11 protein-coding genes are annotated in these 21,446 nt (G+C 52.1%); 7 read left to right on the forward strand and 4 right to left on the reverse strand.

The window, feature by feature from the left end:
* Window positions 1-292 precede the first annotated feature (292 nt).
* The 5 genes from KF784_08675 to KF784_08695 are packed head-to-tail and all read left to right on the forward strand — an operon-like array spanning window position 293 to window position 12,279.
* Window positions 293-3,061, forward strand: a complete 2,769-nt coding sequence (locus KF784_08675; GenBank protein MBX3119124.1) for a DEAD/DEAH box helicase — start codon at window positions 293-295, stop codon at window positions 3,059-3,061.
* A complete protein-coding gene (locus KF784_08680) occupies window positions 3,061-4,905 on the forward strand; it encodes a DUF262 domain-containing protein (GenBank protein ID MBX3119125.1) in 1,845 nt (614 codons plus the stop codon). Before KF784_08675 ends, KF784_08680 begins: the two co-directional genes overlap by 1 nt.
* The gene (locus KF784_08685) at window positions 4,902-7,940 is read left to right on the forward strand and encodes a site-specific DNA-methyltransferase (GenBank protein MBX3119126.1); all 3,039 of its coding nucleotides are present in this window, start codon (window positions 4,902-4,904) and stop codon (window positions 7,938-7,940) included. Before KF784_08680 ends, KF784_08685 begins: the two co-directional genes overlap by 4 nt.
* Window positions 7,937-9,103 (forward strand): hypothetical protein, encoded by a 1,167-nt coding sequence (locus KF784_08690; protein ID MBX3119127.1) that lies wholly within the window; start codon window positions 7,937-7,939, stop codon window positions 9,101-9,103. The genes KF784_08685 and KF784_08690 overlap by 4 nt, the downstream gene beginning before the upstream one ends.
* Window positions 9,103-12,279, forward strand: a complete 3,177-nt coding sequence (locus KF784_08695) for a DEAD/DEAH box helicase family protein (GenBank protein ID MBX3119128.1) — start codon at window positions 9,103-9,105, stop codon at window positions 12,277-12,279. The genes KF784_08690 and KF784_08695 overlap by 1 nt, the downstream gene beginning before the upstream one ends.
* A 30-nt stretch (window positions 12,280-12,309) precedes the next feature.
* On the opposite strand, the gene KF784_08700 is transcribed toward KF784_08695, so the two are convergent.
* The 3 genes from KF784_08700 to KF784_08710 form a co-directional block, all read right to left on the reverse strand.
* Window positions 12,310-13,221 carry a tyrosine-type recombinase/integrase gene (locus KF784_08700; protein ID MBX3119129.1) on the reverse strand — a complete coding sequence of 304 codons (912 nt, stop codon included), beginning with the start codon at window positions 13,219-13,221 and terminating at the stop codon, window positions 12,310-12,312.
* 180 nt (window positions 13,222-13,401) lie between these two features.
* Complete coding sequence (locus KF784_08705; protein ID MBX3119130.1) at window positions 13,402-13,866, reverse strand: response regulator; 465 nt, start codon at window positions 13,864-13,866, stop codon at window positions 13,402-13,404.
* An 8-nt stretch (window positions 13,867-13,874) separates the two neighbouring features.
* Complete coding sequence (locus KF784_08710; protein ID MBX3119131.1) at window positions 13,875-17,660, reverse strand: PAS domain-containing protein; 3,786 nt, start codon at window positions 17,658-17,660, stop codon at window positions 13,875-13,877.
* Window positions 17,661-18,042: 382 nt separating this feature from the next.
* Here KF784_08710 and KF784_08715 point away from each other — a divergent pair, with 382 nt between their 5' ends.
* On the forward strand, window positions 18,043-20,001 hold the full coding sequence (locus tag KF784_08715) for a metallophosphoesterase (protein ID MBX3119132.1): 1,959 nt from the start codon (window positions 18,043-18,045) through the stop codon (window positions 19,999-20,001).
* A 56-nt stretch (window positions 20,002-20,057) separates the two neighbouring features.
* Here the strand turns inward: KF784_08715 and KF784_08720 are convergent, their stop codons facing one another.
* Entirely contained in the window at window positions 20,058-20,639 is a 582-nt protein-coding gene (locus KF784_08720) for a hypothetical protein (GenBank protein MBX3119133.1), read from the reverse strand.
* Window positions 20,640-20,737: 98 nt separating this feature from the next.
* Between KF784_08720 and KF784_08725 the strand changes: the two genes are divergently transcribed.
* A complete protein-coding gene (locus tag KF784_08725; protein ID MBX3119134.1) occupies window positions 20,738-21,262 on the forward strand; it encodes a PepSY domain-containing protein in 525 nt (174 codons plus the stop codon).
* Window positions 21,263-21,446: the final 184 nt, after the last annotated feature.

Below are 21,446 nucleotides of genomic sequence, written 5' to 3' on the forward strand. Positions count from 1 at the left end.
CTCTGCACAACCGTGGGGCAATTTGAGATTCACCTTAGAGCAACTGATTCGGTAATCTCTCGGGCGTTCTGCGTAAACGGGGAAGAGATTTAAGACGAGCATTCAACTAAACTGGGTCTCTATCAGACCTGTCACTTGAAGAGCCAAATCTTTGCCCCAGCAGGGCAGGCGGTAGTGCTACCGATTGCTATGACTGGGGTGCCACATTTTTGCTACAACTGAGTATCACGCAAAGTACTTTGCGCACAATTTGACGAGACAAGCCTCTCGCGAGGGACTTGAAAGACTTTCAATGGCGCTTTTTGACGCCAACGTCGACCTAAACCCACACCAGATTGAGGCCGCTCTTTTTGCGCTAAGGTCCCCTGTCTCGAAGGGTGTTATCCTTGCGGATGAGGTTGGGCTCGGCAAGACTATCGAGGCGAGTTTAGTGTTATGCCAACTGTGGGCTGAGCGCAAGAGAAAGCTTCTAGTCATTTGTCCTGCTTCAATCAGAAAACAATGGGCAAACGAGCTGGATGAAAAATTTAACTTGCCCTCAATCCTGTTGGATGCCCGAGCCTATAACCTTGCAAAGAAGGCTGGCTCAATCAGTCCCTTTGATTGCGGCAAAGTAGTGATTTGTTCGTTGAATTTCGCTGCAAGGATGAAGGACGAGATTCGGTCAATAGGGTGGAATTTGGTCGTTATTGATGAAGCACACAAGCTGAGAAATGCTCATCAGCCAAGCAACAAGACTGGGCAAGCTATCCGATTCGCAGTTGAAGAGCCCCGGAAAATTCTCCTTACGGCAACACCACTCCAGAACTCAATAATGGAGCTCTTTGGAATGTCGTCAATAATTGACGAATACATGTTTGGGGAGCCATCCGTTTTCCGGTCGCTATATGGTGGAGCCGATGCTGACCTAAGCGACCTCAAGACGCGCCTTCGAGGTTTCTGCAAAAGAACGCTTAGGAAGGACGTATTGGAATACGTCCAGTACACGAACAGACAAGCGATAACCAGACCGTTCAGACCAACTGACGACGAACACGCATTTTATGAAGCTATTTCCAGCTTCCTGCAACGAGCCGAGACATTTAGTATTCCGCATCGCCAGCGAGTGCTCTTGACCCTGAGATTGAGGAAGATTCTTGCATCTTCTTCTCCCGCAATAGCTGGCACTCTTGAAATCATACGACAGCGTCTGATTGAACTGAAGGCAGGCGTCCCCGAAGGCGATTTGGTGGACAAAGTCATTGCCGGAGAAGACCTTGACGAAGACGACTTCCTAGAGGAATCTCTTGACATAGAAGAGCCCGAGGCCGACATACCCACAATTGATATTGCAAAACTCGAAGCAGAAATACAAGAGCTCGACCAGTACATTCGGTGGGCGAGAGGTATAGGGGTTGACACCAAGTCAAAGGCGCTTCTGAGCGCACTTGAAATCGGATTTACGAAGATGCAGGAAAATGGCGCTGCAAAAAAAGCCCTCATTTTCACCGAGTCACGCCGCACCCAAACCTACATCCGAAATTTCCTTGAAGCCAACGGATTCGCTGGAAAGGTCGCAACCTTTAATGGCTCAAACAACGATGAAGAATCAAAAAAACTAGCCGACCGTTGGGTCATCGAAAATAGAGGCACTGGTCGCGTAACAGGGTCGCGAGACGTTGACGCTCGCTCGGCCATCATCGACCACTTCAAAAATGACGCCGAAATTCTCGTCGCCACAGAAGCCGCCGCCGAAGGAGTAAATCTTCAGTTCTGTTCCTTGGTCGTAAACTACGACCTTCCATGGAATCCTCAGCGCATTGAACAAAGAATCGGACGATGTCACCGGTACGGTCAAAAGCATGACGTCGTGGTCATCAACTTTGTTAATGAGAGGAATGCAGCCGACCAACGCACATTCGAACTGCTCGAAGAAAAGTTTCAACTCTTCGATGGCGTTTTTGGGGCGTCAGACGAAGTGTTGGGAAGTATTGAGTCCGGTGTCGATTTCGAAAAACGAGTTTACGATATATACCAATCGTGCCGTACGCCCGACCAAATTGAAGCGGCTTTCAAAGACCTTCGCGAGCAACTTGAATCAAGCATACAAGCTCGTATGACGTCGACCAGACAATTATTGCTGGAGTTTTTTGACGAAGAGATTCACCAGCGTCTTCGGCTCCAGCTTGAAGGTACTAAGCAACAGCTCGACCGATTTGGGAAGCAATTCTGGTTGCTGACAAAGCACGTTATTTCGGACTCCGCTAAGTTTGATGACGACGAGCTGGCGTTCGAGTTGACTGGTGCACCACGTCCAGACATTAAGGCTGGAAAGTACCACCTCATTTCAAAGAGCAGAGAAAATGTGGATGGAGAATTTCTGTATCGACTCTCACATCCTCTTGGGGAATATGTCGTTGACGAAGCAAAGGCCGGGGCAACGCCACTTGCCAACGTGACGTTTGATATTTCAAGCCACCCGACTCGTATGAGCGTTGTTGAAGACCTTAGAGGTAAGTCAGGCTGGATGACACTTGATAAACTCATCATCGACGCCTTTGAACGTGAGGAATATATTTTGCTTTCCGGGTTCTCGGATGACGGTGCCTCGATAGACCAGGAAGTGCTTGAGAAAATGTTTCTCTGCCGCGGACAAGTACACGAGATAAACGACTTGCAAATGCCTGACCGGCTGAATGCCGAATCCACCCAACACCAGAAAGCAACGATGCACCAATCGTTCGAGGCAAATAACCGATTCATGAACGAGGAACGAGAACGGCTGGAGAATTGGGCGGACGACATGATTCTCTCTGCTGAGAAGGAACTCAAGGACATCAAAGCCCAGCTTCGAGAAACAAACCGCCAAGCGCGACAGGCTCCAACGACCGAAGAGCAGCTCACACTTCAAAATAAAATCCGGGACCTTGAGCAGAAGCAACGCAAGCAACGTCAAAGGATTTTTGAAATTGAGGACGAAATCATCGAAAAGCGTGACCAGCTCATTGGAGCCCTTGAAAAGCGAATGAAGCAAAAGACACAAAGCTCAAACCTGTTCACTATTCGCTGGAGAGTTGTCTGATGGCTGAAATCACTGCTTTCTCTAGTGACAAAGAGTTCCTTGATGCCCTGCTTAAGGGCATTTCAGAGGGCAAGACTCAGCTGCCCGAGTTTCAGCGCGGTTGGGTTTGGGACGACTCACACATTCGCAGCTTGCTGGCAAGCATTTCGCTCTCCTATCCAATTGGTGCGGTCATGATGTTGGAGACAGGCAACCCGGATGTCAAGTTCAAGCCTCGTCCGGTCGAAGGCGTAGAGCTTGAGCAGGGGGTGAATCCAGACCGCTATATTCTCGATGGTCAGCAACGGCTCACATCCTTGTTTCAATCGGTCTTTTTAGCCAAAGCAGTGAGGACTCGGGATGCAAGAGGAAAGGCGCTCGACCGCCTCTACTACATCAAAATGGAAGCATCGCTCGACCCCGATGGCGACCGTGAAGAAGCCATCATTGGAATCCCTGCCGACAAAAAGGTGCGCAACTTCCGGAACGAAGTTTTGGTGGACTATTCGAACGCAGACTCCGAGTATGAGGCGCTGCTGTTTCCCCTCAATCAAGTCTTCCATACTTACAACTGGCGAGCCGGGTTTAACAAACATTGGGAGCATGCTCCTGAGAAGACAAAGCTCTTCGATGACTTCGAGCAGAATGTCTTGGAAGCATTTAGAAAGTACCAAGTCCCGGTCATTCTCCTAAAGAAGCAGACTCCCAAGGATGCCGTCTGTCAGGTCTTCGAGAAGGTCAATACCGGCGGTGTTTCACTGACCGTATTCGAACTTGTCACTGCGACCTTCGCGGCAGAAGAATTTGACCTTCGGGAGGATTGGGAAGGGGCGCGAAGTCCAACGGGGAAGAAGGTCGGGGATGGGAGGGGCGACAGACTGCGCAAACAGCCTGTCTTAAGGGGGGTCACAGCTCCCGATTTCCTGTCGACGGTCACCCTTTTATCAACATGGCACAGGAAGCAATCCAGCCCTGAATCGGCCGTGAGCTGCAAGCGGGCAGACATACTGAGATTGCGTCTCGCCGATTACAAGCAGTGGGCAGACCGAGTAACCCAAGGATTCGAGAGCGCGGCTCGGTTTCTGATGAGGGAGAAGATATTCAGCTCCGACCAACTGCCTTATTCAACCCAGCTTGTCCCACTGGCTGCCATATACGTTGCGCTCGGAGATAAGGCAGAGTCGGATGCTGTGCGAAGCAAGCTCACCCGATGGTACTGGTGTGGCGTCTTTGGCGAGCTCTACGGCAGTACGGTGGAAAGCCGATTTGCAAAGGACCTGCCGGAAGTCTTAGCCTGGGTCAACGGAGGAGAGGAGCCGAGCACGGTCCAAGAGTGCAACTTTTCGCCAGGAAGATTGCATACATTGAGAACGAGGCGTAGCGCAGCGTACAAGGGGCTCTCGGCGATACTGATACGCAACGGGGGCTTGGACTTTCGGACGGGCGACCCCATCGACCTCCAGCTCTACTTTGATGATAAAATCGACGTTCACCACATCTTTCCTCAGGACTACTGCAGAAAGAGAGGAATCGACGCTCGGCTCTACGACTCCATCGTCAACAAAACACCGCTTTCGGCTAAGACGAATCGAATCATAGGCGGTCGGACGCCCTCCGAATACCTCGGCAGGCTAAGCAGTTCAATGGGGATGGACGAAGGTCGATTAGATGAAATTCTGCAATCTCATTTGGTGGATGTTGCCGCAATGAGAGCCGATGACTTCACGGCTCATTTCGAGGCACGTCAGGAAGCTTTGCTGCAACACATCGAGCAGGCAACCGGCAAGAGAATCGCGCGGCAAGCTATCGATAGCGACGAGGATGACGAGTTTAACGATAATGGCCAGGAAGAAGGCAACGAATGAGTTCTAATTACGACAAGCTGCTCGCGAAGCTGACCGAGATGTTCCAGCTCGACCAGGCGGACCTCGATTTCGGCATCTACCGAATCATGAACTCGAAGCGAGACGAGATTGTCCGATTCCTGGAGAAGGATTTGCTGCCGCAGGTCAAGTCAGTTCTCGCAACTGCTCAGGGAGACATTGAAACGGCTGGAGCAGAGGAACTTACTACCCTCGAAAAGCAAATTCGTGACGCAGGGATGAATCCCGATGACAGTCCGAAGGTTCAAGAGCTTCGCGCCAAGTATGCCGGTGGCGGAGACATTGGGGCGCTTGAACAAGAAGTCTTCAACCACCTCTATAGCTTCTTCCGCCGATACTACGATGAAGGTGATTTCCTGAGCCTGCGCCGGTACAAGGAAGGCGTCTATGCCATCCCCTATGAGGGCGAAGAAGTCAAACTCCACTGGGCAAACGCCGACCAGTATTACATCAAGACCGCCGAGCACTTCCGCGACTTCATCTTCAAGGTCGGCCCAGAAAAAGGACAACGGCGGGTGCACTTCAAGCTGGTTGAAGCTCAAACTGAAAAGGACAACAATAAGGAGCAGGAGAAGCGCGTCTTCATCCTCTCAGAGGAGAACCCGGTCGTCGAAGAGAACGGCGAGCTCATCATCCGGTTCGAGTATCGGAACGACTCGGCAAATCGAAAGCAGAAAGACCTGTCTGAGGCAGCGATCACTATCATCTTAGATGCTGCCCCAGCTAGCTGGAAAGCTCTGCTGACCATACCAACCGACAAAGACCCGAATCGAACCATCCTTGCGAAGCGGTTGAACGACTTCACCGCCCGAAACACGTTCGACTATTTCATCCACAAAGACCTAGGCGGATTCCTGCGTCGGGAGCTCGATTTCTACATTAAGAACGAAGTAATGCACCTCGACGACATCGAGAACGAAGCAGCACCGAAGGTCGAGCAATATCTCGCGAAAGTTCGAGCGATTCGTCGGGTCGCCAGCAAAATCATAGAGTTTCTCGCTCAACTGGAAGAGTTCCAAAAGGCGCTCTGGCTCAAGAAGAAGTTCGTGGTTTCCTGCGATTATCTCGTCACTCTCGACCTAGTGCCAATCGAGCTGTATCCGGCTATCATCGAGAACGAGTGTCAAATCGAAGATTGGTTGCGTAATTTCGCAATCGAAGACTTAAAGGACACGCTCGAAGCCAAGGGGTATTCGACCCCAGTTACTGAAGCTTTTCTGAAGTCGCACCCTAATCTCACCATTGACACTCGGCACTTCGGTGAGGATTTCAAAGTCAGATTAATCGGAGCGCAGAGTTCGCTGGATGAAACTATCACCGGCTTCGCCATCCAAGGTGACAATTTTCAAACCTTGAGATTGACGTCGCGCTATCTTAAGCGCAGGGTTTCAAGCATCTACATAGACCCGCCATACAACGCCAAATCATCGGAGATTCTGTACAAGAACGATTATAAGCATGCATCCTGGCTCTCGTTGATGCAAGACAGATTGTCACCGGCAAAGCACCTCCTCAAAGAGGACGGCGTGCTGGTAGTTGCGATTGACGAAGTGGAGCAGGAGCGCCTAGGGCAGCTCATTTCCAATCTTTTCCCAGGCTTTGAAAAGAGCTGTATTGTCGTAAACCACAACCCATCGGGACAGCAGGGAGACAACTTCTCATTTACCCACGAATATGCATACTTCGTCTATCCTCGACCAGGACGTTACATCGCAGAACAGACGCGTGAGAATCCAGATGACTGGGATGACCGGAATTTCCGTGATGTCACTGGCGATGAGTCACTTAGGACTGCGGCCGCCAATTGCTTCTACCCAATCTTAGTCAAGGACGGTGAAGTCGAGGGGTTCGGAGACGTTTGCCCAGAGGACTGCCATCCACCAATCAATGTCGAGCTGGACGGTGGTGTCATCGCTGTCTACCCCGTTGACCCCAATGGCATCGAACGCAAGTGGAGGTTCGCCAGACAGACGGTTGAGAGCGTAAAGCACGAACTCAAAGTACATCAGCTCGGGCGACGAGGTGTGATTGACATAAAGCGTGTGAAGAAGACCTTCAACTACAAGTCAAATTGGGTCGACGCCCGCTACTCGGCAAACAACCACGGAACTCAGCTGCTTAACCAGATGATTCCCAATGCCCCGGTGTCGTATCCGAAATCACTCTATACCGTCAGAGACAGCGTTCTTGCCTCACTAGGCGGTAAGCCAAGCGGTTGGGTGGTCGACTATTTCGCTGGCTCAGGCACAACGGGTCACGCTGTCATAGCCTTGAATCGTGAAGACCTAGGCAAGCGACGCTTCTTGCTGGTTGAAATGGGCACTTACTTTGACACGGTTCTTGTCCCTCGCCTCAGAAAGGCTATGTATTCCAGTTCATGGACTGCGGGCAAGCCGCAGGCAATGGATGGCGTGTCCGGTTTCATAAAAGTGTTTCGAATTGAAGCTTACGAGGACTCACTGGCTAACCTGTCATTTCGCTCGCCCAACCCCGACCAAGCCAAACTTGTGGATTCGAATGATGGCGTACGAGAAGGCTACATGCTCCGCTACATACTGAATGCGGAAACGAGCGGTAGTCTGTCAACTCTCAACATTCAATCCTTCGACCATCCATTTGAGTACAAGCTTAAGGTTGCCGCTGACACCGTTGGCGAGACGAGGGAAGTCAACGTTGACCTGGTTGAGACGTTCAACTGGCTTCTCGGGCTCCGCGTCCACACGATGGACGTGATTCGCGGCTTCCATATTGTCACTGGTCGGTTGCCAGGGCAAGGCAACAGCGAGAACGGCGACAAGGCGCTCATCATCTGGCGCGACACGACCGAGAACCCGAACGAAAAGCTCGACGAGTTCTTTGGCAAGCAAGCCTACAACACGCTCGACCAGGAGTTCGATGTCATCTACGTGAACGGCGACAACAACCTGCAGAACCTGAGAAAGGACGACCAAACCTGGAAAGTCCGCCTCATCGAGGAAGAGTTCCACCGTCTAATGTGGGATGTGGAGGGCATTTGACCAGTCTGCTCTGGGTCATTGTCATTCTCCTTGCCACGATTCTTGGAGGCGGCGTCGTCGCTTTCAAGCATCTGAAGGCGCTTGGTGAGGGGCAGAAATCACTTGACGAGAAGCTTTCAGAGCAGACATCGTTGCTCGAAATGTCAAGTTCTGCTGTCTCAAAGTTGGAGCTTCATCACACACCAAGCCGCCTTGTCTCGATGACATTCGAAGACTTCCTGAAGCGTGCGAGTCTGGATGGTGCTGTCTTTGCTGAGCACCCTGACCTACGGCTAGAACTCGTCAAGGATGTTACATCAGCGTTGGCGTCGACCACTTCGCTCGGTATCACGCTGAGCTCAAGGTTCGCTGCCTTTGCTCCCCATGTGGAGCCACTTCTGCAAAGTGATGCTGCGCAGCTCATGATGTCTCAAGGGCAAGAACTGGCTGTTGCGGTTCAAAACGGCAAGTCTATCGGATTCGCCCGAATCGTGCATCCAAGCGCAGTTCAAATTGCCTGTCAAGGTTGGCTCATCCTCGTGACAGGAGCTCACATCCTATCGAATCACGAGCTATCGAAGTCCGCAAAGAGAATCGAGCGTGGAGTCGTGCGACTTCAGGACATCGACGATGCTGACAAGATGGCTCGCCTCGAAACCTGCTTCGAGTATTTGCGCTGGACACGCGCACCGCTTGACGACTATGCCAAGGTCAATTGCCGCTCGGTGGTCGATGAGCTCCGACAGCTCCGAATCGGTTGGCGCAATCTTCTTGAGACCGAGTTTCGGCGAATCGAAGACCCGACCTGGATTCAGGCTGTTTTGTTTCCCGTTAAGTCCACCATCGAGGTGGCTCTTGAAGTACAGCGACTAGAAGCATTGTTGGGAAGAATAGAGCTTGCATTTCACCTTGAAGCGGTTGCCCTTCAAATGCTGGATGAACCCTTTCTTGCGCATTCGTTCTTGACCATCGTAAGAGAAAAAGCAGGGCGGCTCAAACAACTAGCCTCGCTTCTCGAAAAAAAGTGGAATGAAGCTGAGCAACGTGCGAAGTATGAACCGCCACAGATGGTCACGAGGCTTCGAGAACTCGCGTCAGACTATGCGGTCAGTCGAGACTTAATGCTGATTCTTGAGCCGGTGGCTCTTGAGTCCAATGTGTCCACGTTGGAGAGTGGCCGCTGATGCCTCGCGGCCGCCCAAGAGGGTCGGGCGGGCAACGCCAAATGTTGACCGCTCCCATGCGCTTTGACCAGAAGCTGGTCCTGGTGCGCTGGCTGCTTTCGCTCTTCGACGCCAAGCAGTTTGAAGACCTCGCGGCTGACCTGAAGCAACCCGAGCATGAGGGTTGGGAAGAAGACAACACCTCCAAGTTTCTAAGCCAGCTCCTGCGGCGCACGGTTGAGTATTCAGGCGTTAAGAACGACGACCTCACTCGCTATGACAACAACATCTTTCGCCACACCCAAGCGAGCGTCGCAGAGCACGAGAAATTCGAAGGCTGGAAATACTTCCAATATCTGAGCCTGCTCTTCGCAGAAATTTATCTCGACCGCTATTTCCGCGACCCACATGGACTGCTCAGCGAGCTGAACGTCTTCTCGCGAGAGTTCTGCCAAGAGACCGGAGCGGGCATCGAGCCATACAAGCTGGAAGACCTGCGCAAGCTCGCCTTCTGGAGCGCCACGGGGTCTGGAAAGACGCTATTGATGCACGTCAACATCCTTCAGTACAAGCACTATCTGAAGGAACACGGTCGCGAGCGAGACTTGAACCGAATCATCCTTCTTACGCCCAACGAAGGGCTTTCGCGGCAGCATCTTGAGGAGTTTGCTTTGTCTGGCATGGAAGCGGACATCTTCCGAAAGGATGGGGCATCTCTGTTCTCAGGTAACGCAGTAGAAATCATCGAGATTCAGAAGCTCAAGGAAGAGATGGGCGACAAGACGGTCGCCATCGAAGCCTTTGAAGGGAATAACTTGGTGCTGGTCGACGAGGGGCATCGAGGCGCTGGTAGTGACGGTACTTGGATGGAAATGCGCCGTCGGCTCTCCGAGCAGGGGTTCTCATTTGAATACTCGGCGACGTTCGGACAGGTGATTCGGGCCTCGACCGGTGCGAACCGTACCAAGCTGGAGCAGGAGTACGCCAAGTGCATCTTGTTTGATTACTCGTACAAATATTTTTATCGTGACGGCTACGGAAAGGAATATCGAATCCTGAATCTCGCCAACGATGACGACGACGAGATTCGAAGTCTCTATCTGTCTGCGTGTCTACTATCGTTCTATCAGCAGCTTCGGCTGCACAAAGACAGGCGGGAGGAGTTCGCAAAGTTTCTCATCGAAAAGCCACTCGCCATCTTTGTTGGTGGCAGCGTAACCAAGACGCTTTCCGACCGGGACGCCTCCGACGTGGTGTCGGTTTTGCTGTTCCTGAAAGAGTTCATCTCGAACCGGTCCGTATCAGAATCGAGGCTAAGTCGACTCCTAAACTACGACGGTACACTGCGTGACCAGAAAGGCAGACCTGTCTTCGGCTCGGGTGCCTTCGACTACTTGAACACGGTGGGATTGACCGCAGAACAAGCATTTGCGGGAATCCTGGAGCTCATGTTCAATGCTCCGTTCCAAGCGGCTCTCCACGTCGACTTGCTCAAGGGTTCGGACGGTGAACTGACCCTCCGGCTTGGAGATAACGTGCCATTTGGAGTCATCAATGTCGGTGACGCTCCGAAGCTCCATGCCGTTTGCGAAAAGGCTGGACTTATCACCGAGGAGAAGCAGTTCAGCGGTTCGGTCTTCGCTCGATTGAACAACAAGGACTCTGGCGTCAACGTCTTGATTGGCTCACGTAAGTTCACGGAAGGCTGGAATAGCTGGCGAGTTTCGACGATGGGGCTCATGAACATCGGTCGTTCGGAGGGCTCACAAATCATCCAATTGTTTGGTCGAGGGGTCCGACTAAAGGGTCACGCGATGAGCTTGAAACGCTCGTCGATGCTTGACCTGAATCCGAAGCCGCCCAAGTCGTTGCGGTTCCTTGAGACCCTCAACGTTTTCGGTGTCCGAGCCGACTACATGACGCAGTTCAAGGAGATGCTCGAAGCGGAGGGTGTACCTCCTGGTGATTTCGAGGACGTGTTCGAGCTTCCCGTCATCAACAACCTTGGGTCGAAGAAACTCAAAGTGCTTGATGTGCCAAAGGACGTTGACTTCAAACGCCAGGGCAAGAAGCCTCATCTCGAACCGCCCTTCCCCGGATTGGCTCCAGTCTCGCTGAACTGGTATCCGAAGATTCAGGCGCAGCAGAGCAAAGGGGCTGGTCGACCTGCGGATGAGATTGCACTAGAGACTCACAAGTTCTCCCCAATGCACACGGCATTCTTCAACCTCGACGAGATTTGGTTTGAGCTCCAGAACTACAAGGCAGAGCGGTCTTGGTACAACCTCAACCTCTCTCGCGAGTCGGTCATTGAACTGCTCCAGCGGGATGACTGGTACACCCTCTATATCCCCGAAGCCGAACTGGAGTTCACGGACTTTGGCAGGGTGCGCCGTTGGCAGGAAATTGCGGTCGCGCTTCTCAAGAAGTACGTCGAGCGACTCTATCTCTACCGAAAGGCGGAGTTCGAGCGCCCTCACACCCAATATCGGGAAATCACCCCTGATGACCCGAACTTCATCCAGCAATATCGGATTTGGGTGGACCAAGGGCGAGAGGAAGTCATTACAAAGCTCAACGAGCTGAAGGCGTTGATTGAGTCCGGCCAGCTGAGAGAAGATGGCTGGTCTTTCGATTCGCTCGTTGCACTCGGCTTCTCTCGCCATTTGTATCGACCCCTTTTACATCTCAAGAATAAGGTCTTGGAGATTTCACCGGTGCCACTTAATGTTGGCGAGCAAGACTTTGTCGAGGACTTACGCAAGTTCTACGAGGGCAATCGAGACTTTTTCAACGGACGCGAACTCTACTTGCTGCGAAATATGAGTCGGGGGCGCGGAATAGGCTTTTTCGAGGCTGGCAACTTCTATCCTGACTTCATTCTCTGGTTGGTCGAGGGCGACCGTCAGTTTGTGACTTTCATCGACCCCAAGGGCATCCGCCAATTGTCGGGACTGAATGACCCCAAGATTGAGTTCTCAAAGACCATCAAAGAGTTAGAAGTGCGCCTTGATGACCCATCCGTAGTTCTGAACTCGTTCATTGTCGCAACAACTCCGTTCAAGTCCATTGGGTGGTGGGCAGGCGACGAGAAACGAGAGTTCGAAGACCGGAACGTGCTCTTTCAGGTCGAAGACAAAAACACGTACATAGAAGCGATGCTGACGAGGGTTTTGGAACCTGCCAGCATCGCGTGAGAACGTAGCTAAACTCAATGCCTGCAAGAGCTAATTCATGCCGTCCACCGGACTGCATTTCTCGTGAGCTTTCACAATATCTGCATCGGTTTGAGCGAGGTAGCGCCTCAGAACGCCGAGGTCGGCATGGCCGAGCAAGTGTTGAACGCTAAAGATATCAGCGCCGTTTCTCAGCATCATCAAAGCGCACGTCCGACGGAACTTATGCGGGTGAGCGTGAACGCCCGCCGCTTTCCCGAGCTTCTCAATCGTCTCAGCTATCCCCAGTGCCGTCATAGGGCCTTGACGGCCAATCCAAAGCGTGTCCCCGACCTTTCCGCCACGCATACGCAGGTACTTGGTAAACGCCTTGAGCGAGTTGGCCCCGAGCCTCATTACACGCTCTTTTCTGCCCTTTCCAAGCACTTTGGCAAGTCCGGTGTCGGTATTCACGTCTCCGACCTTCAAAGCCGCGCATTCGGCCAATCTGAGGCCCGTGTCGAGCAGGGTCAGAACGAGCGCCCGGTTCCGCACGTCCCTGGAGTCTTTCCCCTGGGTGGCCTTCATAAGAAGGCCAATCTCGGTTTCGGTAAATGCCGGGAGTATCGTTTGGTCGAGCTTCGGCATTTTCACCTTGCGCATAGGGTTTGAAACAAGAAGCTCTTCACGCTCAAGGAAATTAAAGAGCGCACGAACGCCGCGCATGATGGCATGAACGCTATTCGGCTTCATCGACCCTTCGAGGTCGAGCATGAATTCCCGAATGTGTGACGCGCCGACCTCTTCAAGCGCTTGCACCCCTCGGGCTTCGAGCCACGACCGAAATCGGCCAAGGGCAAAGTCGTAGTATTCAAGGGTCCTTGGCGAGTGCCGCGAAACCCTCTGATGAAGGTCAAATTCGCGCAAAGCGGTGTCGAGTGTCAGGTTCAAAGAATTTTGGCGAGTAAGTTGCTCTAACGTCATTTGTTCGTCCCCTGAATCGCGCGAAAATGAGGAAAAATCGCCCGATTTAGGTTCAAAATCACGACTTTTACATCGCTTCGTTAGCTCAGTTGGCAGAGCAGCTGACTCTTAATCAGCGGGTCGTAGGTTCGAGCCCTACACGGTCCACCAAGTATTTAGGTTCAAAACCCGGAATGCACGTTAGGGTTTGCTGTCCGACAGTCTCAGCGGGGTGGGGGGCGGAACGTTCATCAACAGCCAGAACAGTCCGAGCCTCCCAGCAGCCTCTTGAAAGTCCTCAAACGTTACCGGCTTCTGGACGTAGGCATTCACACCCAAGCTGTAACTGGCAATAAGGTCAGACTCTTCAACCGATGTGGTCAAAATGACGCAGGGCACCCACTTCGTGCGCTCATTTTGCCGAAGTTCTTTGAGGACGTCAAGCCCAGGGATCCTGGGGAGATTCAGATCAAGGATAATGAGTACAGGAAGAGGCTGGGGGTCTTTGTCGGCCCATTCGCCCGTACCAAAAAGGTAGTCGAGAGCCTCTTGTCCATCCCGTGCCACAACCACTGGATTTGCGATTCGACTCCGCTGAAAGCCGATTAGGGTCAGTTCGATATCGTCTGGATTATCTTCAACTAGAAGTATTGGGTCGGAACTCATTGTTGCCTTCAGCGTCGAGGTATCGAGAAGAATATTGTAGCACCCTCTCCGACGCTTCCTTCAGCTCGAATGCAACCTCCGTGCCGTTGGACGATTCTATAAACAGTCGCTAGGCCCACGCCTGTGCCATCAAATTCATCGATGCGGTGCAATCTTTGAAACGGTTTGAACATTCGCTCCACGTAAGCCATGTCAAACCCAGCGCCATTGTCTTGGACGAAGAAGATGTCTTCCGCTGGAGTGGATTCGTGAAGGCCAAACCGTATCTCAGCAATTGGCTTCTTACCAGAGTATTTCCAAGCATTTCCAAGAAGGTTTTCAAGAAGATTCCTCATCAGATTGGGGTCTGCGGTCACCGTTAGCCCCTCCTGAATTTCCCACTGAACTACTCTTGCCGAATCAGAAATCGCAAGGTCACTGGCGATGCTCTTGGCAATACCCGACAGATCAACCGCGCCGATAGTGAGTTGCGAGCGTGTTGTTTTTGAAAGCGCAAGCAAGCTGTCGATGATGCTCGACATGCGCTGAGCTGCGGCGCGAATCCTTCGTAAGTAGTGGCTCTCGGTTTCTGTCGCTCGACCCTCAAGATCGTCTCCGAGGACCTTCGCAAAGCCATCCAGTGCCCTGAGCGGGGATCGGAGATCATGTGAGACAGAATAGGCAAAGGATTCCAGCTCAGCATTTGCGGCTTGCAGCTCGGCTGTTCGTTCTTGAACCCTTTGCTCCAGGATCAGATTCATTTGGTGAATCTGATGTTCTGCCTCTTTACGTTCTGTGATGTCGAGATGAGTTCCGCTCATTCGAATAGGGTTGCCATCCGGGTCACGTTCACAGATTCTGCCCTTGTCCAAAACCCATATCCACTGCCCGTTCTTGTGTAGAAGGCGGTGCTCGACTTCATAAGTGGGCGACGCACCGCTTAAATGCGCCTCCATCGCAGCATGAACTGCCGGCAAGTCTTCTGGGTGGGTGAGTCTCTCAAGAGATTCGGCAGTGATTTCGGCGCCGAGCTCCGTAGTTGAGTATCCCACCATTTCTGCCCACCGAGTGTTCATCGACACTGTGCCAGTTGGCAAGTCCAAATCCCAGGTACCAAGCTCGGCACCATGCAAAGCAAGCTCGTAACTTTCACGGCTCTTGGCTAATGCAATCGCTGCCTGCTTTTCCTGGTTGATGTCCTGAAGAATGCCCTGCACAGCGATTGGCTTTCCATCCTGCAAGATCGGACTAGCTATCGCCCGAGCCCAGATGCGCTCGCCATCACCACGTATGATCTCAAACTCATATTCCCACGGGATTCCTTTCTCTCTACCCTGTACTGCAAGCCGAATGAATTCGTCGTAGTACTCGGGGACAACAATCGATTTGCCCGTAGCATCGGAAGCAGGGATAGATTTGTCCAGATCTGCCAATTCATACATCGTGTCGGACCAGTACAATTCACCTTTGACAAGATCGTTGTACCAATGCCCTAGCTTAGCAATTCGCTCAGCAGACTTGAGCATTGTATTCACTCGTTGAAGTTCGGTCTCTGCCTTCTTCTGGTCGTCAATGTCTTGGAGCACGCCCTGAAGTCCAACTAGTTTGCCGTCACGCAAGATAGGTTCTGCAATCCCGCGCACCCAGAATCTGCGACCGTTCTCGCCTAGAAGCTCAATTTCGTGATCCCATCCCACTCCGTTTTCGCGGGCTTTGGCAAGGTTTTCATTAAACTCATCCACATACTCGGGGGCGATGTGTAGGCGGGCAATATCTGGACTGGGAGCGGTGCCTGGCTCAATTCCCATCAACTGGTACATCGAGTCGGACCATGTCGACTCGTCTTTCTCAAGGTCGCGAACCCAGTGTCCCATACGCGCGATACGCTCCGCAGAGAGGAGGGTTGCGTTTGACCACCGCAACTCTTCTTCAGCTGCGACACGTGCCCGATCGGCGCGCCAAGCTGCAATAATGCTGCCAAGAGTCTGAACTAGGGGCTGAATACTCTCGATGTAGGCCTCATCAAAGCCCCCGACTCGGTTAGCAAGGCCAAGTTGACCTACCATTTCATTCCCACTCATTAGAGGTATGCCGAGAAATGCGTTGAGGGGAGGATGACCGTGGGGAAGGCCGCCACTACGCTGGTCGGTTTTGGGAGAGTTTGAGATGATGGGACACTTTTGAACAATTGAATAGCCAAACAGTGTGTTCAGAGAGTGAAACTCAAGTCCGCTGGGAGCATGTTCTTCGTAGAATTTTTTGATCTCATCACTCCAGCTAATGTCAGTGAGTGCGTAAGCCTTGAGATAGGGCACGTCGGGTGCGGAGTACAGGATTTCACCGATGAAGCCGTACTCACAGCCAGTGACTTTGAGCATGTCGGGGAGAAGCGACGACAGTGCCTTTTGCGGATCGGAGTCTCGGATAAAGCTTTCCTGAATCCTGCGGATCAAGTCACCCAGAGCTTTCTGACGTTGCAACTCGGCTTCAGCCTCAATCTGCGCAGTAATGTCTATGATCGAGCCGACCATGCGATAAGGCTTTCCGTTGTCGTCCCAAAGTGCTTGGCCTTTCGATTGGAACCACCGCCAATCGCCGGATTTTGTACGTAGGCGATATCGAGTTGCGTAGGGTTTCCGTTCTCTTAGATGTGCTCGGTGGGCAGCTCGCACATGCGGTTCGTCCTCCGGATGGAGATGGCTAAAAAATGAGGTGTCAACGTTCGGGAATTCGTTGCTCTCGTAGCCAAGCATCCTACGATAGCCCTCTGAATATACAGTCTCACCCCCTTGGATATTCCAGTCCCAAATACCATCGGCGGATGCTCTTGCGGCTAGCTCCAAGCGGTCTTTGCTAACGCGAAGATCGCTTGTCAGCAGACCTTGAGCGACGACGCCAAGGATCACGATTGCCAACCCGCCAATCTCGATCGTAAATCGTACGTTTGGGGTGAGATGAGGCAAAGTGTATCCAAGGATGATTGCGGTCGCTGCCGAGATAACGGCCAAAAGAGGGAAGAAGGCAACGGTTGATTCCGAAATCCGCCTGTATCGATTGCTTTCAGAAGGCTCGATACGCCAATAGAAGGCTCCGATTCCTATCAGAATCGCCACGGCTGAAAAGCTGAAGTTGAACCAAGTTCCATCGGCAAGTGTGCCGTCCAGTGTCATTACATTCCATTGCATCCACAGGCCAGCATTTATTACTGCCCCTGTAATCAAGCAAAGCCATCCGATCCCCCACTTTGGACGACGATAGAAGATAATCAGCAAGCCGAGGGCGACTGCTGCAACAAAGATAACTGGATAAATAGTCAGGACGAGGAATTTGAATGGTGGGGTTTCGCCTTGACGCGGAAGATAGATCGTTAAAGTGATGACTAGCATCGCCGCGATCATCAGGGCAGCGTCGATGATTACGGGAAGGCGTCGCTTTCCACGCTCGGAAAGCCTAATGCAGCGCCAAAGACCGCAGATAAAGAAACCTGGATAGAGCAGAAAAAACAGATCGGATGGCCCGGGAAACGGGTTCCAATGGGTAGCAACCTGGATATCCCAGCAGATCTGCCCAAAGACGTACGACGTCAGGCCAAGTGAGAAGAAGATGAGTTGCCTTCGGTGCAACTCATCGGCCATTTTGTAGCCAATCCAGCTCAGGATAGCGGCTGTGGAATAACCCGCAGTCCAGTGGATGTTATCGAACAACCGCTTCAATTCATCTGTCGAAGCGATTCTTGTACCCAGAAGCCCAATCAAAACGATGAGGGATCCAGCAGCCAAAACAGCGCGTGCTACGCGATGCTCAAATAATCTCATGAGGGGGAAACTTGTGAAAAATCCTCGGTTCTTTTACCAGGCCTCTTTGATTATTCGACAGTTTTTTGGCGGCGATTTAGTCAAGGTGCATTTAGCAACGGAAATTTGACAAAGTTGTATATATCCCTTGGGATCGTTTGGCCTACGACCACAGCAACAGACCTAGTTATCCGGCACAAATCGATGGGACCTTCTTTCGAGTTCGTTATGCAGAGTCTATGAGTATTGTGATTATCTCGGGCGTATCAGCTGATTCATTCCTTCCAACTGGTTCCTTGAGCCCGAAGGATTCGTCTGTCTTGACCTTCTCGTGACTGAGTGATACCATGAGTGCAGGCTCAATCCCCGACATCGTCTTGGAATTGAGCTGGGGAGGCAGCACGTGAGTATCGTACGTGTCAGTAATCAAAAACTATCGCTATGGCAGTCAGCCGTGGCAGAAGTCGCTCGCAAAGACCTTGCTGAGACGACCAATTCCGAACCTTGCCCACTGGATGTCTTTGAACATCCCATGGTCAAAGCGACCAACGACTTTGTTACCGCGCGGCATGAAAAGACCGAGCGTTTGTTTACCGCTCAGGACCTGAGCGACCCACACACTTTAAACACCCATCTGTCCCAACTCTGCTTTGAGATTGGCGATGCTAAGGCAGAGGGTCGAGAAGAAGACGAAAAGGCTTTCAGCGCATCCTATTGGCCTTTCAGCGACAAAGACCCTAAGTTCTTAGAGTGCGCGGCTGTTTACGCAAAGTATTACGCTTTGCATCTCGGCAAATTCCTCTATAACGACTGGCAAAAAGAGGGCGGTGGCAACATCAACTACGGTGTCGTCAAGTGGCAAATCCCGAACGACGCTAAGGTCGGAATCATTGGCGACTGGGGAACCGGTATGGCCGATGCGACTGCGCTTGTGAAGGACATGATGGTCAACCACAAGCCAGCGGCCATCATCCATGTGGGTGACATTTACTATTCGGGCACGCCCACAGAGTGCATGACCAACTTTGCGGATGTGTTTACGAAAGTCTTTGACGAAGTGTTAGGGAAAGGGAAGCGTATTCCTGTTTTCACCATTCCTGGAAACCACGACTATTACGCCCTTGGTTATGGGTTCTATCCCATGCTTGCCGGGCTCAATGCAGGCATGCCCACGGCGATGCAGCCAGCGAGCTATTTCTGTCTGCGAACGGCAGATAACGGTTGGCAGTTCCTTGCTATGGACACGGGCTATGAAGATTCAAACCCGAAGAACCAGGTTGACCCCTACTATGCTGGGCCCTGGCTGCAAGACAGCGAGATCGCTTGGCATCGGGACAAACTTGACAACTTCGGGGGTGCAACGATCCTATTATCGCACCATCAAGTGTTCTCGGCTAACACAGCGATCAACGGAATGTACTCATCGGAATCGGAGTTTCCATTCTTAAATCCCTTCCTCATTGATGTGTTTCAACCGTACTTCAAAAAGAATGTAGCGGCTTGGCTTTGGGGGCACGAGCATAACTTTGTGCTCTTCAAAAACGGCATCTTCGGACTGGAGAAGGGAAGACTGGTTGGAGCAAGTGCATTTGAAGAGGCGTTCGATCAGTCTCCGTATAAGGTCAACTATCCGAACGTTCCATACCTTGATCCCACCAAGTATCAGCTCAAACCGAACCAATACGGCTACTATTCGCACAGCTACGGAGTCATTGACTTTGCTGGACGAAAGACTCCGACCGATGCGGTGTCGGTGTCATATTACGAGTTCCCGTCCTGGTATGACAAGCCCCCGACCAATCCGCAAGGAACGCTGATCTACACCGAGACTTACGCGATGCCGAAGCCTGCACCACAGCCTGCGGTGACGTACGGCGTGCCGATTCAGCTCAGTGTTGAGGGTGGCTTGCAGTACATTGGCCCGCTGTCTAGCGGAGCTCAATACTATCCCACCATTGGTTCCAAGCCAGTAACTCTGAAGATCGTCGGGGCAAGCGGACAGTCGGGGCAGCTCACCGATGGTTCTCAGATATGCATTCAGACCACGGAGAGTGCGGCAGGCGGCTACAACACACTCGGGGCATGGGCAACGCCTGCACTCTATTACTACACTCCTGGCTATAGCAAACAGCAGTGGACGATCCACAAGCAAGACAAGTCGGCAGATAACGTCATTCGATTTGGCGATGCCGTCTATATCACAAACAACGTTTACTCGGGACAGTGGATCTGCCCAAGGAAAGACAACTATCTGACAACGACCACCTCGGGCATACCGACACTTTTCGTGATTCAGAAGCCTACCGTCAGTGGTGCGGTTGTTGAGATGGGCGCAGAAGAAGCCGTGGGAACACCCGGTTAGGATAACCTGTTGGCTTTGCCTGCGTTCGTATTTAGGAACGCAGGCAAAGCCCTTGGCTAAGGTTTGGCTGGTTTCTGTGGTGGAACTGGGGCGACATCGCCTATGACTTCCTTCGGGTTGTTTATCAGGGGTTGATCTGGGGCTGCGATCACACCTGTCGTTGAACTCTGGTCTTGTAGTGCGGGATTGGTCGTACTGCTGGTTGAGGGTTCGGGTTGGACGGGTACTTTACCCATTGTCGTCGTGTTCTGAGCGGGGACTTCGCCAACGAGTGCCCGATTTGTTGAGACATCAGGCGCCGACCCTGCCGTTTCACCCGTTGTCGTCATTTGACATCCGCTAAGCCCGACGATTGCAGCTACTCCCGAAGCTAGCAAAGCGAACTTGCGCCATCCTGAGAGCCTATCGGTCGTGACGAGTCTGCCGTCAGCTTCCTGCGTGTACCGAACGCATATAGCTCCCGTTCGATTTGCTAATAACCTTTCGGCGTCCTCTTTGTTCATCGCAGAGATGTTGTGGACGTGTTTCTGGCAGTGATCGCAAAATCGTTTCTTGTCATCACCGTGCATGGCATCCCATTCCTTTGGGCACGGTTTCTGGACGTTGAGCTGGTTCAAATTCCGATACTTGTTGTTCATTCGATCTTCCTTTGAGCCTGAGTGCAAACACGGATACGAATTGTTCAGCGGGTGGAGAAGATTTGCCCAAGAGAGTAGTATTGATGGGTAACTCCATCATGTTTCGTTTCACACGCTCACTCCACAAAATCATCGGACTCATAGCCGCACTGTTCCTCGCAATCATCGCGGTCACCGGCTTTCTGCTCGCCACCAAAGACACCTTTGGCTGGATAAAACCTCCTTCGTCCAAGGGCGCGAAAATGGAGAGCTTTGGAGAGGTTGTGCCCATGAACCAAGTTGGGGAAGCCGTTTTTGCTCTCGGAATAGCAGAGTTAAAGGTTTGGGCAGATATTGAGCGAGTCGACTATCGACCCTCGAAGAACATCTTCAAGGTTCTAAGCGAAAGGGGCTACCATGAAATCCAGGTCGATGGCAAGACGGGAGAGGTGCTAAGCGTCTCGTCCCGAAACGATCAGCTCTCCGAAGACATCCATGACCTTAGCTTTTTTGCCGATTGGATGCACGCATATTGGCTTCCTGTGGTTGCGGTGATTCTTCTAACGCTTGCCATCAGCGGTGTGGGGATGTACTTTACACCGGTGGTGAGGCGGTGGAAGTTTAAACGGAAATCCAAGGAGTAGAGTTTAGGATTTTGGATTTTGGATTTTGGATTCTGGGACATAGATGTAGCAGCCGATTTTAGGAAGCACTTGGTGATGTATCCACTTTCGGCTCACGGTGGCCCCCAAAATGGGATCACCCTTTCCTTACCAGTCTCACTAATCCCATATCGGGCGCTCACCCATTAGCCCCACGGGGGTACCG

It is taken from the genome of Fimbriimonadaceae bacterium (genome assembly GCA_019638775.1).
In the GTDB taxonomy this organism is placed as follows: domain Bacteria; phylum Armatimonadota; class Fimbriimonadia; order Fimbriimonadales; family Fimbriimonadaceae; genus JAHBTD01.